Annotated in this window: 14 protein-coding genes; 6 read left to right on the forward strand and 8 right to left on the reverse strand. The window is 63.1% G+C overall.

Annotation, left to right across the window (positions count from 1 at the left end):
• Nucleotides 1–167: 167 nt before the first annotated feature.
• Together APH25_RS03450 and APH25_RS03455 are read right to left on the reverse strand one after the other, a co-directional pair.
• Nucleotides 168–380, reverse strand: a complete 213-nt coding sequence (locus tag APH25_RS03450) for a PLD nuclease N-terminal domain-containing protein (RefSeq protein ID WP_028633867.1) — start codon at nt 378–380, stop codon at nt 168–170.
• Between the two features lie 58 nt (nt 381–438).
• Complete coding sequence (locus APH25_RS03455) at nt 439–912, reverse strand: hypothetical protein (protein ID WP_028633866.1); 474 nt, start codon at nt 910–912, stop codon at nt 439–441.
• 160 nt (nt 913–1,072) lie between these two features.
• Here APH25_RS03455 and APH25_RS03460 point away from each other — a divergent pair, with 160 nt between their 5' ends.
• The gene (locus tag APH25_RS03460) at nt 1,073–2,080 is read left to right on the forward strand and encodes a GlxA family transcriptional regulator (protein ID WP_028633865.1); all 1,008 of its coding nucleotides are present in this window, start codon (nt 1,073–1,075) and stop codon (nt 2,078–2,080) included.
• A gap of 26 nt (nt 2,081–2,106) precedes the next feature.
• Here the strand turns inward: APH25_RS03460 and APH25_RS03465 are convergent, their stop codons facing one another.
• Together APH25_RS03465 and APH25_RS03470 are read right to left on the reverse strand one after the other, a co-directional pair.
• Entirely contained in the window at nt 2,107–2,778 is a 672-nt protein-coding gene (locus APH25_RS03465; protein ID WP_060481085.1) for a TetR/AcrR family transcriptional regulator, read from the reverse strand.
• Nucleotides 2,779–2,874: 96 nt separating this feature from the next.
• A complete protein-coding gene (locus APH25_RS03470) occupies nt 2,875–3,756 on the reverse strand; it encodes a hypothetical protein (protein WP_060481086.1) in 882 nt (293 codons plus the stop codon).
• A 197-nt stretch (nt 3,757–3,953) separates the two neighbouring features.
• On the opposite strand from APH25_RS03470, the gene APH25_RS03475 reads away from it, so the two are divergent.
• The 3 genes from APH25_RS03475 (at nt 3,954) to APH25_RS03485 (ending at nt 7,286) form a co-directional block, all read left to right on the forward strand.
• Complete coding sequence (locus APH25_RS03475; protein WP_060481087.1) at nt 3,954–4,934, forward strand: aliphatic sulfonate ABC transporter substrate-binding protein; 981 nt, start codon at nt 3,954–3,956, stop codon at nt 4,932–4,934.
• Between the two features lie 17 nt (nt 4,935–4,951).
• Complete coding sequence (locus APH25_RS03480; RefSeq protein ID WP_060481088.1) at nt 4,952–6,343, forward strand: LLM class flavin-dependent oxidoreductase; 1,392 nt, start codon at nt 4,952–4,954, stop codon at nt 6,341–6,343.
• Nucleotides 6,344–6,449: 106 nt separating this feature from the next.
• On the forward strand, nt 6,450–7,286 hold the full coding sequence (locus APH25_RS03485; protein ID WP_060481089.1) for a bifunctional allantoicase/(S)-ureidoglycine aminohydrolase: 837 nt from the start codon (nt 6,450–6,452) through the stop codon (nt 7,284–7,286).
• Between the two features lie 57 nt (nt 7,287–7,343).
• Here the strand turns inward: APH25_RS03485 and sodC are convergent, their stop codons facing one another.
• The 3 genes from sodC to ggt all read right to left on the reverse strand — a co-directional run bounded on the left by sodC (nt 7,344) and on the right by ggt (nt 10,700).
• A complete protein-coding gene (gene sodC / locus APH25_RS03490) occupies nt 7,344–7,859 on the reverse strand; it encodes a superoxide dismutase family protein (RefSeq protein ID WP_060481090.1) in 516 nt (171 codons plus the stop codon).
• A gap of 102 nt (nt 7,860–7,961) precedes the next feature.
• Nucleotides 7,962–8,843, reverse strand: a complete 882-nt coding sequence (locus APH25_RS03495) for a LysR substrate-binding domain-containing protein (protein ID WP_060481091.1) — start codon at nt 8,841–8,843, stop codon at nt 7,962–7,964.
• A 66-nt stretch (nt 8,844–8,909) separates the two neighbouring features.
• Nucleotides 8,910–10,700 (reverse strand): gamma-glutamyltransferase, encoded by a 1,791-nt coding sequence (gene ggt, locus APH25_RS03500; protein WP_060481092.1) that lies wholly within the window; start codon nt 10,698–10,700, stop codon nt 8,910–8,912.
• 192 nt (nt 10,701–10,892) lie between these two features.
• Between ggt and APH25_RS03505 the strand changes: the two genes are divergently transcribed.
• Together APH25_RS03505 and APH25_RS03510 are read left to right on the forward strand one after the other, a co-directional pair.
• Entirely contained in the window at nt 10,893–11,291 is a 399-nt protein-coding gene (locus APH25_RS03505) for a MerR family DNA-binding transcriptional regulator (RefSeq protein ID WP_060481093.1), read from the forward strand.
• 17 nt (nt 11,292–11,308) lie between these two features.
• Complete coding sequence (locus APH25_RS03510; protein ID WP_060481094.1) at nt 11,309–12,208, forward strand: hydroxymethylglutaryl-CoA lyase; 900 nt, start codon at nt 11,309–11,311, stop codon at nt 12,206–12,208.
• Between the two features lie 534 nt (nt 12,209–12,742).
• Here the strand turns inward: APH25_RS03510 and APH25_RS03515 are convergent.
• Nucleotides 12,743–13,261: an MgtC/SapB family protein gene (locus tag APH25_RS03515; protein ID WP_028633854.1), complete on the reverse strand. Its 519-nt coding sequence runs from the start codon at nt 13,259–13,261 to the stop codon at nt 12,743–12,745.
• Between the last annotated feature and the right edge of the window lie 53 nt (nt 13,262–13,314).

Raw genomic sequence — 13,314 nt, forward strand, 5'->3', positions numbered from 1 at the left:
GCGCCCTCGGTCGTTTGATGTGAGCCGGGAGTATCGGACCTCAAGCCTGCTTAAGGTCAAGCGTGATCGTGCCTAAACGAAAGCGCCCGTGCCAGGGCACTTTGCCTTGGCACGGGCTGCAATCACAGCGTTCAGTGTTTGAACAGGGGCGCGCTACTAGATGCGGCCTACTTCTCTTCCAGCACTGAGCGCCCCTTGACGGCGCGTGGCCCGCGTACCGCCCAGGCCAGAAGGCCCAGCACAGGCAACCAGACTACAACGATCACCCAGAGCATCTTGCGCTCTGCGCGTCGGTCGCTGCCGATGATGTGCCAGATGGCCCACGTCTCCAGCAGAACCACGAAGATTGCGACGAAGAACCACATTGTTCCGATTTCCATGAGCATCCTCCCAATGGCACTTACTGTATTGGTGCACGCCGAGGGCTCAGGGTTCCGTTCATTGTGTGGCCTGGGCCTGCTCAAGTGCCGAGCGCAGTGCCTGCGCGTCGGCGAAGCTGCGTTGGCTGACCCATGTGCCGCGGTCCAGTTGCAACCACTGCACCTGCCCTGCCTCACCCTGGTATCGGCTGGCTACCTGCCCCTCTCGATCAAGCAGTACACGGTAAGTGTAATCGCGCATTGCGGGGACGGCGAACAGCTTGCTGATCAGGGCTGGCATGCGCTGGATATCAGCCACGAAGACTGCGTGCCGGGCCTCCAGATACCCCTTGGGCAGCTCGGCCATGGCGGCCTTGACCAGCTTGGCGCCGTCCATGTCACGCGCCACCAGCAGAATGCGGGTGTCTGCATCCAGGGTGTACGGGCGGTCGTATTGGTCCAGCAAGGTCCAGGGGGCCAGCTTGCTGCCCGGCTCGGCAGCCTGCGCCCACAGCGGTAACAGACAAAACAGAAGGGCAACGGCGTATTTCATGAGGGCGTCCTCAGTAGCGGGGACGCCAGCATAACCACAATGCGTGCCGCCAGACAGCGTGCCTGTACGCGACCTGCACATAGACACGCCCACCCAGGCGATTGTCTTTCGCCGGGGCACCGGCCACACTCAGCGGGCCAGCCAGCAAGTGGAGTCCAGAGTGGCCACAGCACGTCAGTTCAGCAAGAAGACCAGTACCAGCAACATGCTGAGGCTGAAGTCTGCCAGCGCCAACGCGCTGACACCCTATCGGGTTGATTTCGTCCTGCTCGAACACTTCTCCATGGCCAGCTTCACCGTGGCCATGGACGTGCTGGTCACGGCCAACCTGCTGCGCGCTGACAGCTTCCAGTTCACCCCGCTGTCCCTCGACGGTGACCGGGTACTCAGTGACCTGGGGCTGGAACTGGTGGCCACCGAACTGTCGCCCCAGGCACTCAAACACCTGGACCTGCTGGTGATCTGCGGCGGCCTGCGCACACCCCTGAAATACCCGGAGCTGGACCGCCTGCTGGACGACTGCGCCAGCCAGGGCATGGCCCTTGGCGGCCTGTGGAACGGCGCCTGGTTTCTCGGCCGCGCCGGGGTGCTGGACGATTATGGTTGCAGTATCCACCCCGAACAACGCGCCAGCCTGTCGGAACGCAGCCCGCAGACACGCATCACCCCGGCCAGCTTCACGCTCGACCGCGACCGCCTCAGCGCCGCCAGCCCCAATGGGGCCATGGAACTGATGCTGGGCCTGGTGCGCAGGCTGTACGGTGACGGCCTCGCCGAGGGTGTAGAGGAGATTCTGTCGTTCTCGGGCGCACGCTACAGGCAGGTTGGCCCAGGCGCGAAAAAATCGATGAGCCTGCACCTGCGCACCATTGTCGAGCTGATGGAAAACAACCTGGAGGAAACCCTCAGCCTCGACCAGCTGGCGGCCTACAGCGGCCGCTCGCGGCGGCAGATCGACCGGCTGTTCCAGGCGCAGCTGGGGACGTCACCCCGGCGGTACTACATGGAGCTGCGCATCACCAAGAGCCGCCGGCTGCTGCAGTATTCCGACCTCTCGGTGATGGAGGTGGCCGTGGCCTGTGGCTTTGTGTCGGTGTCCCACTTCAGCAAATGCTACGCAGCGTATTTTGGCTACCCGCCTTCACGTGAACAGCGGCTGGGGGACTGAGCCCCCCAATGCACGGGTGAGCCGGCTCAGGCGCGGATGTACCCCAGCACTGCGTCGCAGATCATCGCCTTGTGGCGCTGCTTGATGTCGTCGTCCAGCAGGTCGATCTGGAAGATCTCACCGAAGGTATGCCGGTTGGACACCCGGTAGAAGCAGAACGCGCTCATCAGCATGTGCAGGTCGATCACCTGAATACCTGCGCGGAACACGCCTTCCTGCACGCCCCGCTGCAAGGTGTTGCCCAGCGCCTGCAGCACCAGGCTACTCATTTCGCGAATGACCGGTGACTGCTTGACGTATTCACCGTAGTGGATGTTTTCGGTGCAGATGATCCGCACGAAGTCGACATTGCGGTCATGGTGATCGAAGGTGAACTCCACCAGCCGCCGGATGGCCTGCTCGGCCGGCAATGATTCCAGGTCCAGGCTTTGCTCGGTCTTGCGAATGTCGCCATACAGCTTGACCAGGCACTCGCAATACAGCTGTTCCTTGCTGCCGAAGTAGTAGTAGATCATGCGTTTGGAGGTTGCGGTGCGTTCGGCAATGGCATCCACCCGTGCCCCAGCCAGGCCCTGCTGGACAAACTCGATGATGGCGGCCTGCAGGATGTCCTCACGGGTTTTTTCGGGGTTGTTCTTGCGCGTGCGGCGCCCCCGTTCTTGTTCGTGCGGGCCGGGGCTGACTACGGAATCACTCATACCACTCACAGGCTCTTTATTGGAATGTGCGCGGATTATCCGTGAGCCGGGCGATGCAGGGAAGCGTGGCGTTGGTCGCAGGGCTGCCGCCTGCCATCACTGGTTGGCGGCCTGGGTGGGCTCGGCGGGCGGTGCCAAATGCAGTACGCGGTTGCGCCCACCTTCGGCAAGCAGGTAACCCCCTTTGCCGTCGGCCACGATCGACTGCGGCGCCTTGAGGAACGACAGCACGGTCTGCTGCGTGCCATCGGGGCGGATGCGCAGCAGCCGGGCCCGATGGGTGTTGTCTTCGCTGATCCACAGGCCGCGCTGGTCGCAGTACAGGAAGGTGGGGTTGCTAAGGCCCTCGACCACGACCGGGTCTTTGCCGTCCTTGGACAATGCCCTCACCCGGCCATCGGCCTTTTGGGTGTACAGCAGGCGACCGTCGCACCGAGTAAGGCCCTCGGCTTCGGTCAAACCCGAGCGCAGCACATCGACGTGCCCGTTACGCCAGTCATAGCGCATCAGGCGGCCATCGCCCTTGCGGTCTTCAACGGCGTACAGGTGGTCACCCTCATTCCACAGGCCCTGTACGGCGATGCCGTCGAACAACGGCGTTACCTGGCCGTTACGGGCCAGGCTGACCGGCGCGAGCCCTCCTTCCTGGCTGAACACCCAGCCACCTCTTGCGGCGACCATGCCGTCCGGTTTGGACAATTGATCGATGAGCACTTTGCGCTCGCCGTCGGCGGTGATCCGCAGGATGCTGCCGCGGCCGTCATCCAGTTCACGGCTGACCAGCAGGCTGCCGTCGGCCTGCGGCAACAGCGATGCCGCCTTGGCGACATCCGTGTGCAGCACGTCTACATCCCAGCCAGATGCGGCTTGTACGGGGTAGAAACTTTGCCAGGCAAAAAAGCCGAGGGTGGCGATCACCAGGCCAGAGGTGGCGGCAAAAGCCAGGCGGGTGCTGCGCTTGCGCAGGGTCAGCGGCATACAGGGGCTCCATTATTCTGCGCGAGATCCTACCAACCAGATGTGAAAAAAATGTCGAGCGCAGGACGATCATTACAAAACAAAAGGATATATAAATAACAAAATGATATATCCATTAGAAATATAAAAATTGAAAGTTTGTGATTGGCTGCTTAGGTTTGACGGCACTCAATACACCTCGCCACAGGAAACCTGACATGCCCAATCGCGTTTTTTCACCTCTGCGCCGCCTGTTGGTGGGCGGTCTGCTGGCAGGCCTTGCCAGCACCCTGCTCCCTACCTCGTCAGCCGTGGCCGATGAGGCCAAAACCCTGCGTATCGGTTATCAGAAGTTCAACAGCATCAACATCCTCAAAGGCAGTGGCGCACTGGAAAAAGCCCTGGCACCCCAAGGCGTGACAGTGAGCTGGCATGAGTTCGCTGCCGGGCCGCAGTTGCTCGAAGCCCTTAGCACAGGCGCCATCGACCTCGGCCATGCAGCGGATGCCCCCTCGGTATTCGCCCAGGCTGCCGGCAAGCCGGTGGTCTACCTGGCTGCCGAGCAGCCTTACCCACGTGGCATCGGCCTGGTGGTGCGCGAACAGGACCAGCTGACCGCCGTGCAGGACCTCAAGGGCAAGCGCGTTGCCACCGGCCGCGGCTGGAACGCCCAATACCTGCTGGCTGTCGCCTTGGAGCAGGCCGGCCTGAGCTACCAGGACATCACACCCGCCTATGTCAACAACGCCGCCGATGCTGTGGCGGCGCTGCAATCAGGTAGCGTACAGGCGGTGACGCTGTGGGACCCGTTCCTGGCTGCCGCCGAAAGCCAGCCCGGCCTGAAAAACCTGCGTGATGGCACCGGCCTGTCCAACAACCGCACCTTCTACCTCTCCACCGCCCCATTTGCCGACCAGAACCGCGCCTTGCTCAAAACGTTCTTCACCGAGCTGGCCAAGGTCAGCCAGTGGGCCAATACCAAGCCGGCCGACGTCGCGGCCTTGCTGGCGCCACAGCTGGGTATCAGCGCAAGCGTGCTGGAGGTGGCCAGCGAACGGCGCAACTACAATGCCGTGCCCATCACCCCACAGATCGTTGCCGAACAGCAGAAGCTGGCGGATACCTTCCAGGGGCTTGGCCTGATCCCGCGCAAGTTGCGGGTGGCCGATGCGGTTTATCCCACTTCCGTACTGCCTTGAACCGGAGCCTGCCTGCCATGCCCCGCCCTATCCGCTTCAATGCGTTCAGCATGAATGCCGCCAGCCATCAATCCCCCGGCCTGTGGCGCCACCCGCGCAATACCAGCGTGGCTTTCAACCAACTGAGCTACTGGACCGACCTGGCCCGGCTGCTGGAAAAGGGCTTGTTCGATGCGCTGTTCATCGCCGACGTGCTGGGTATCTACGATGTCTACCAAGGCAGCGCGGATGCGGCGTTGCGCGGTGGCGTGCAAGTGCCGGTGAATGACCCGTTACTGCTGGTGCCTGCCATGGCCGGCGTTACCGAGCACCTGGGCTTTGGCGTGACCTTTTCCCTCACTTATGAACACCCCTACCCGTTCGCACGGCGCATGTCCACGCTCGATCACCTGAGCAATGGGCGCGTGGGGTGGAACATCGTGACCGGTTACCTGGACAGCGCCGCCCGCAACCTGGGGCTGCCCAGGCAACTGGGGCACGATGAACGCTATGACCTGGCTGAAGAGTACCTTGAGGTGCTGTACAAGCTTTGGGAAAAAAGCTGGGAGGATGATGCCGTGGTACTGGACCGTGAAAGCGGCCGTTACACCGACCCCTCGCGCGTGCACCCCATTGAACATGCTGGGGAGCACTTCCAGGTGCCGGGCATGCACCTGTGCCAGCCGTCGCCACAACGCACACCGGTTCTGTTCCAGGCCGGTGCGTCGGCGCGCGGTCAGCAATTTGCGGCGCGGCATGCCGAATGCGTGTTCATCAGCGGGCCGACGCCGACGGTGCTGCGCCGCTACGCCGAGGGCGTGCGCCAGGCCGCTGCAGCGGTGGGTCGTGGCCGTGATCAGGTGCTGATCTACGCCCAGGCGCTGCTGATCGTTGCGCCTACCCATGACGAGGCCCAGGCCCGCTTCGATGAATACCGCCGGTACGTGGACCTGGATGCTGCGTTGGCGCTGCTGTCCGGGTGGACGGGCATCGATTTCGCAGGCCTGGACCCTGACGCGCCCATCGAATACGTGGAAAACGACGCAGGCCGCGCGGCGCTGGCGGCCTTCACCGCGGCCGACCCAGAGCGGCGCTGGACGGTTGCCGAAGCGGCACGGTTCATTGGCCTGGGTGGGCGCGGCCCGGTACTGCTCGGCACGCCGGCAGAGGTGGCTGACCAGCTGGAGCACTGGATGGACCAGACCGGTATCGATGGTTTCAACCTGACCTATGCCGTGCAGCCGGACGACCTGACCCACGTTGTGGAACTCCTGGTGCCGGAGTTGCAGCGGCGCGGCCGCTACCCGCTGCAATATGCCGACGGTACGTTGCGCAACAAGCTGTTTGGCAACGGTGACAGGCTGCCCGGCCAGCACGCGGGGCAGCACGTCAGTATTCAGCCAGCAAATACCGGGTATTCCAACATTTAATTTGTGGATGCGCCCGGCTCGCCCCTATTCTGTCGCCACGTCCCCTGCGCCGCACCGGCCGGTGCGGTTCACGGCATGGGGATAGAACAACAAGTCGAGATCATCCATGTCGAAACACACCTACTTCGCCCCCCACGGTGGGCACCCGGCTCAAACCGAGCTGCTGACTGACCGTGCCATGTTCACCGAAGCCTATGCTGTGATCCCCAAAGGCGTGATGCGTGACATCGTCACCAGCCACCTGCCGTTCTGGGACAAGATGCGCATGTGGGTCATCGCCAGGCCTTTGACCGGTTTTGCCGAAACCTTCTCTCAGTACATCGTCGAAGTCGCACCGGAAGGCGGCAGCGAGCGGCCTGAACTGGACCCCAACGCAGAAGCGGTGGTGTTCATCGTCGAAGGTGAACTGGATATCACCGTGGAAGGCAAGCACCACACCCTGGTGCCGGGTGGGTATGCATTCCTGGCCCCGGGTGCTGAATGGAGCCTGCGCAACAACAGCAAGGCCAACGTCACATTCCACTGGCTGCGCAAGCACTACCAGAAGGTGGAAGGCCTCGACGTGCCTGAATCGTTCGTGACCCACCGCGACAACGCCACTGTCATCGAAATGCCCGGCACCGAAGGCCGCTGGATTACCACGCGGTTTGTGGACATGGCCGACATGCGCCATGACATGCACGTGAACATCGTAACCTTCCAGCCAGGCGGCGTGATCCCGTTCGCCGAAACCCATGTGATGGAACATGGCCTGTACGTGCTGGAGGGCAAGGCGGTTTACCGCCTGAACCAGGACTGGGTCGAGGTGGAAGCTGGCGACTTCATGTGGCTGCGCGCCTTCTGCCCGCAAGCCTGCTATGCCGGTGGCCCAGGTAACTTCAGCTACCTGCTGTACAAGGACGTGAACCGCCACGTACACCTGACGCTGAACCCCAAGCGCTGATGCATCGGGGCCGCTTGCCGGCCCCGACTGCGCGAGAAGCGCCCGTTTGCGGCGGGGTTACTGAACGACCCCGCACGCCATCCGCGCACCACCGCCACCCAGCTTCTCAGGGTGGTCGCTGTGGTTGTCACCGCCGGCATGCACCATCAGGGCATGGCCTTTGAAGTCCTCAGCCTTCAGGCGCGGCGCCAGTACCGGGTAGGTCGCCTTGCCATCTGCACCTACATAGAGGGCAGGCAAGTCACCGCGGTGGCCGCTGTCATCGTACGGGCCTTTGTGTGCGTTGGTCTTGTCTGGGTCCCAGTGCCCACCGGCAGCCCCCGCCGGTACGGTCTTGCCGGCGTCTTCGGATGGCGCGCAAGATGCGTTTTGATGCAAGTGGAAGCCGTGCACGCCAGGCGGCAGGTCTTTCAGATCAGGCGTGAGCAAGGTGCCGTATTTGTTCTGCTCGATGCTGATGGTGCCGATCGACTTGCCTGGGCCGTCGGGGCCTGCGAGCTTCAGCTCCACCGTCTGCGCGGCCTGGGCAAGGCCGGTGGTGGCCAGCAATGCGGCGAATACAGCTGCTTTCATAGGGGTTCTCCATGGCTGAAAAGGGCGGGCGTCGTACCCACGTAAAGCATGGGACTACGCCCCATGCCAGTCATTCCATCCTGCCACAGCCTGAAACACTTGTTAGAGGCTGCCGCCTGCCAGCAAATGCTGCAGCACACCGGCCAACGCCTTGACCATGGCGTCCGCTGCCGGCCGGTGGACGATGACGATTTCATAGCTGTCTATCGCTGGCAGCCCTTGCCCGGCGCCGAGAATCTGGTGGTCAGCCGTGGCGGCCCGGGGTGGCAGCAGGCTGATGCCCATGCCATCGGCCACCGCTGCCTGGATACCACTGAGGCTTGAGCTGGTGAAGCTGATGCGCCAGCGCCTGCCAGAGCTCTCGATGGCATTGATCATGTCCTCGCGGTACAGGCCACGTGGCGGGAACGTCACCAGTGGCACCGGGTCCAGCTCGAAAGCAGGTTGCCGTGCGCTGTCTATCCACTGCAGGCGTTCTGGCCAGGAGGCGATGCCTTCACGGGTGCCCTGCCGCTGCTTGAGCAGCATCAGGTCCAGCTCGCCGTTGTCGTAGGCCTGGCTCAGGTCGCGGCACAAGCCGCTGGTCACCTCCAGCTTCACCTGCGGGTGCTGCCGGCTGAAGGCCGACAAGGCGTTGGTGGTGCGCCCGCCGACAAAGTCCTCGGGCACGCCCAAGCGCACCGTGGTGCCCACCATGGCGCCGGCCAGGGCCTCGAGCATCTGGTCATTCAAGGCCAACATGTGCCGGGCATAGCCCAGCAGCGTCTGCCCGGCGTCAGTGGGCAGCACGTCGCGGTTGCCACGCACCAGCAAGCGGTGCCCGACCATATCCTCCAGGCGCCGCACCTTCTGGCTGATGGTCGACTGGGTGGAGTGCAGCCGTGTGGCCGCCGTGGTGAAACTGCCGCAGTCGGCCACCACCACGATGGCCCGCAGCAGGTCGAGGTCGAACAAGGCTGTATTCGATTTGGCGCCGGCGGTCATGGTGATATTCATTTCCCAAATGCAGAGGCTGCGTTCTAGCACGCTCGCCCAACGCCTGCAAAGCACTCAGTCACCGACCGCCACCCCCTCGCGCCGCGGGTCCGCACCGCCCACCCAGCCTGCTGCGCTGCGCTGGATGATCTGCAACCCGCTGGTCATCGCCATGGGCGTCACGTCGTGCCCCCAGGCCGCCAGTTGCCGTATCAGCGCCGGGCTGGTCAGGCCGGCCTCCACTTCAGTGCCCGCATTACGGCTGCCGAAGTTGGGCAGGCCGGCAGCCTGTTGCGGGTTCAGCTTCCAGTCCAGCAAGCCGATCAGGGCCTTGCTCACATAGCCGATGATCTGCGAACCGCCAGGTGAGCCAAGGCTTGCCACCCATTCGCCGCTGCCGCGCGCGAACACCAGTGTCGGCGCCATGGCTGACAATGGCCGCTTGCCGGGTTGCACACGGTTGGCCACGGGCCTGCCCTGCTCATGGGCGATGAATGAAAAGTCGGTAAGGTGATTGTTCAGCAAGAACCCTTTGACCATCAGGTGTGAACCGAACGCCGCCTCAACCGACGTCGTCATGGCCAGGGCCTGACCACGGTCATCGACAGCGCTGACGTGTGAGGTGGAGATGCGCAGCGGTGAACGGTCAGGCGCCAGTGCCAGGCTGGCGCCCTGAGGCTGCCCCGGGCGGGCCCGCTTCATGCTGTACTCACCCACCAGCGCCGCACGGCGGCTCAGGTAGGCAGGGTCGGTCATGGCCTTCACCGGTACCGGAACGTAATCGCTATCGGCCAGGTATTGCGCGCGGTCGGCATAGGCCAGGCGCTCAGCTTCGGCGATCAGGTGCACCGCACGGGGCGTTGCCTCCAACCGGGCAGCGGACGGCACAGGCTGCGGTGGCAGGCGGGCCAGGTCATTGGCTGACGATGTTGTTTGCAGCGCGTCGAGGATGCCCAAGGTCTGCAGCACCGCTACCCCACCTGAAGACGGCGGCGGCATGCCGCAGATGCGCCACGCCTTGTAGGGGCCACACACCGGCTCGCGCTGCTTGGCCTGGTAGTGCTGCAGGTCCTGCAATGTCAGGTAGCCCGCATTGGTGTGGGCCTGCACGGTTGTGACGATGGCTTGTGCAATGTCGCCCTGGTAGAACGCCCCGGCCCCTTGCTCGGCGATCTGCTCCAGGGTGTGCGCCAGCTCAGGGTTGCGCAGCAGGGTCCCGACCGCCAGCGGCCGGCCATGCTCATCGAGGAAGTAGCGGGCCATGGCCGGTGAGCGGGCAACATAGGGGTCGCCGGCCAACAGCGTGTGCAGCCGTTCAGATACCGGGAAACCGTCGCGGGCCAAGGTAATCGCTGGCGCGAACAGCGCGCGCCAAGGCAGCTTGCCATGCTGGGCATGGGCCAGTTCCAAGGCCCGCAGCACACCCGGCACGCCGACCGCACGGCCACCGATCTGCGCCTCGCGGAACGGCATGGGCGTGCCATCAGGGCCGAGCAACAGCGTCTCGCTCACCGCTGCCGGCGCTGTTTCGCGCCCGTCGAATGCCTGCACCTGTTGGCCATCCCAGTACAGGATGAACGCGCCACCGCCGATGCCACTGGATTGAGGCTCGACCAGGGTCAGCACCATTTGCATGGCAATTGCAGCATCGATGGCGCTGCCACCTGCACGCAGTATCGCCCGCCCTGCCTCACTGGCAAGCGGGTTGGCAGCCGCCGCCATGTGCTTGCTCGCGGTGACCGGTTGCAGGCCGCCGCGGTAGCCGGAGCTGAGCTCCGGTGGTGCAGGCAGCACCTGATCGGCGCACGTTGGTGCAGACGCCAGGAGCAGGCACAGCGTGCCGATCAACGGGGTTCCAGGTTTCATGTAGTCGCCTCCTGCGCGGGGCCTCAAGCCAGCCTAGCCCCCTTTGGCAAAAGCGCAGAGGATACAGTCCTCACGCAGTTCCAACAAAACCGCCGCTATCTCAACCCTGCCAACCACAGACCCTTCGCTTGCACTTGACGTAAACGTCAACCTGCCTTCAGGATTACCCCGTACCCCACCCAGAGTCACCGCATGAGTACCCAGACCTACAGCATCTCCGACCTGTCCCGCGAGCTGGATATCACCACCCGCGCCATCCGCTTTTATGAGGAACAGGGCCTGCTGCGCCCGGAGCGACGGGGCCTTGAACGCATCTATTCGGCACGTGACAAGGTCAGCCTCAAGCTCATCCTACGCGGCAAGCGCATCGGGTTTTCCCTCGCCGAATGCCGTGAACTGATCGAGCTGTACGACCCCTCGGGCGGTAACCTCAAGCAGCTCACCAGCATGCTGGCCAAAATCGCCGAACGCCGCGCGCAGCTGGAGCAGCAGATGCTCGATATCCATCAGATGCAGCTTGAGCTGGACACCGCCCAGGAGCGCTGCGAGCAAGCGCTGGCCACCACGCTCGATAACAACGCCAGCCATTAACCCACAGGAACCCCGACATGCCATTGCCCCAATATGCCCGACTGGTTGAAGTAGGCCCCCGTGACGGGCTGCAGAACGAAGCGCAGCCCATTAGCGTTGCAGACAAGGTCAGGCTGGTGGACGACCTCACCGCTGCGGGCCTGAGCTACATCGAAGTGGGCAGCTTCGTGTCGCCAAAATGGGTACCCCAGATGGCAGGCTCGGCCGAGGTGTTTGCCGCCATCGGCCAACGCGCGGGTGTCACCTATGCGGCCCTGGCACCTAACCTGCGCGGGTTCGAAGATGCGGTTGCTGCGGGTGTCAGGGAGGTGGCGGTGTTCGCTGCCGCGTCCGAAGCATTTTCGCAGCGCAACATCAACTGCTCCATCAGTGACAGCCTGAAACGCTTCGAGCCGATCATGGAGGCTGCCCGGGCCCAGGGCATCAGGGTCCGTGGTTATGTTTCATGCGTGCTTGGCTGCCCCTATCAAGGGACGGTCCTGGCCGAGCAGGTAGCCCCCGTCGCCAAGGCGTTGTACGACATGGGCTGTTACGAGGTTTCGCTGGGCGATACCATTGGCACTGGTACAGCAGGCGATACCCGGCGATTGTTCGAGGTGGTGTCGGCGCAAGTGCCCCGCGAGCAGCTGGCCGGGCATTTCCACGACACCTATGGCCAGGCCCTGGCCAATGTCTATGCCAGCCTGCTGGAAGGTATCAGCGTATTCGACAGCTCGGTAGCGGGCTTGGGTGGCTGCCCCTATGCCAAGGGCGCGACCGGCAATGTGGCCACAGAAGATGTGGTCTACCTGCTGCAGGGTTTGGGTATCGACACCGGCATCGATCTGGGCCGCCTGGTTGCAGCGGGTGAGCGCATCAGTGGCATCCTTGGCCGGCAGAATGGCTCGCGGGTGGCACGCGCCCGCCGTGCGCAGTGATTCATCAAGGTGTCACGCAGGTGTGCGTCGAGTGTTACCGGCCTGTGCAGGTGACGTGAAAAAGCGGGTATCAGGGAAACATCTGGACAGCATTTAGTGCTGCCAGAGCAGACCTAAATTTTTCAACTAACTGATTTATAAGGCTTTTTAAAAGTTGGCACGCACCCTGCTATATCTTTCGTACAACAAGAACAACAAAGCAGCGATCAATAAGAACAACAGGTAACGGCTCTGACATAACAAGAACAACACGGCAGAGGCGTAGCAAGCAGATCTTTTTGGAGTCGATAGGCTTTTCGGGGCACGCCCCGCGGCCTGGCACAGAACAATAAAACTACCTTCAGGTAGCCGCAGCCAGGTTCGTATCAGCAGTGATGAAAGCAGGTCAGCGCTCAAAAAAATACGTTTGCTCTTGGCCCCGGATGGGGGCCACCCGCTCCACCAGGGCAGGCTGACAAAAACAACAACAGGCCGGTCCCAATAATAAGAAACAAAGAGCAGGCAACAACGCTTTGAGGGGAGCTTCGGCTCCCCTCAGTGCTTCCTGCCCTCCTCCTCCTCGCGCTTTTCCTCATCCTGCCCCTCGGCTTTTTCTACCAGCACCGGCATCGACCCCAGTACCAGTAATGCCAGCACCGTGCTGATCAGCGCTGTGGCCTCCCGCCCCATGCCGGCAGCCGTGCCAATGGCCGCTGTCATCCACAGCCCCGCAGCCGTGGTCAGGCCCTTGACGTGGCTGGTGTCACGGCCGTTGCCCTTCAGGATGGTACCCGCGCCCAGAAAACCAATGCCCGCGACTATCCCCTGGATGACCCGGCTCATGGCCTGCTCGTCAGCGCCCGCCATGCTCGGTGCCAGGACGAACAACGCAGCGCCCAGAGAAACCAGCATGTGCGTACGCACCCCCGCCGACTTGCCCCTGTGCTCACGCTCGAACCCCAGCACGGCGCCCAACAGCGCGGCCATCAACAGGCGCACCAAGATGCGTGTTACCTCACGCGCATCGGTGACATCGGCAAATTCGATCATGATTGCCTGCCAGATAATCTCCACGTCGCGTGTTCCCTCACTGATAGTGTGTTGTTGAACGGCGGCCGCCTCTGCGC

Source organism: Pseudomonas sp. NBRC 111119 (assembly GCF_001320125.1).
GTDB lineage: Bacteria > Pseudomonadota > Gammaproteobacteria > Pseudomonadales > Pseudomonadaceae > Aquipseudomonas > Aquipseudomonas parafulva.

Excerpts from the sequence above, each read along its gene's own strand:
- APH25_RS03480 (WP_060481088.1), top strand. The coding sequence starts at position 4,952 with ATGCCCCGCCCTATCCGCTTCAATGCGTTCAGCATGAATGCCGCCAGC.
- APH25_RS03450 (WP_028633867.1), bottom strand. The coding sequence starts at position 380 with ATGGAAATCGGAACAATGTGGTTCTTCGTCGCAATCTTCGTGGTTCTG.
- ggt (WP_060481092.1), bottom strand. The coding sequence starts at position 10,700 with ATGAAACCTGGAACCCCGTTGATCGGCACGCTGTGCCTGCTCCTGGCG.
- APH25_RS03495 (WP_060481091.1), bottom strand. The coding sequence starts at position 8,843 with ATGACCGCCGGCGCCAAATCGAATACAGCCTTGTTCGACCTCGACCTG.
- APH25_RS03470 (WP_060481086.1), bottom strand. The coding sequence starts at position 3,756 with ATGCCGCTGACCCTGCGCAAGCGCAGCACCCGCCTGGCTTTTGCCGCC.
- APH25_RS03505 (WP_060481093.1), top strand. The coding sequence starts at position 10,893 with ATGAGTACCCAGACCTACAGCATCTCCGACCTGTCCCGCGAGCTGGAT.
- APH25_RS03485 (WP_060481089.1), top strand. The coding sequence starts at position 6,450 with ATGTCGAAACACACCTACTTCGCCCCCCACGGTGGGCACCCGGCTCAA.
- APH25_RS03465 (WP_060481085.1), bottom strand. The coding sequence starts at position 2,778 with ATGAGTGATTCCGTAGTCAGCCCCGGCCCGCACGAACAAGAACGGGGG.
- sodC (WP_060481090.1), bottom strand. The coding sequence starts at position 7,859 with ATGAAAGCAGCTGTATTCGCCGCATTGCTGGCCACCACCGGCCTTGCC.
- APH25_RS03455 (WP_028633866.1), bottom strand. The coding sequence starts at position 912 with ATGAAATACGCCGTTGCCCTTCTGTTTTGTCTGTTACCGCTGTGGGCG.
- APH25_RS03475 (WP_060481087.1), top strand. The coding sequence starts at position 3,954 with ATGCCCAATCGCGTTTTTTCACCTCTGCGCCGCCTGTTGGTGGGCGGT.
- APH25_RS03510 (WP_060481094.1), top strand. The coding sequence starts at position 11,309 with ATGCCATTGCCCCAATATGCCCGACTGGTTGAAGTAGGCCCCCGTGAC.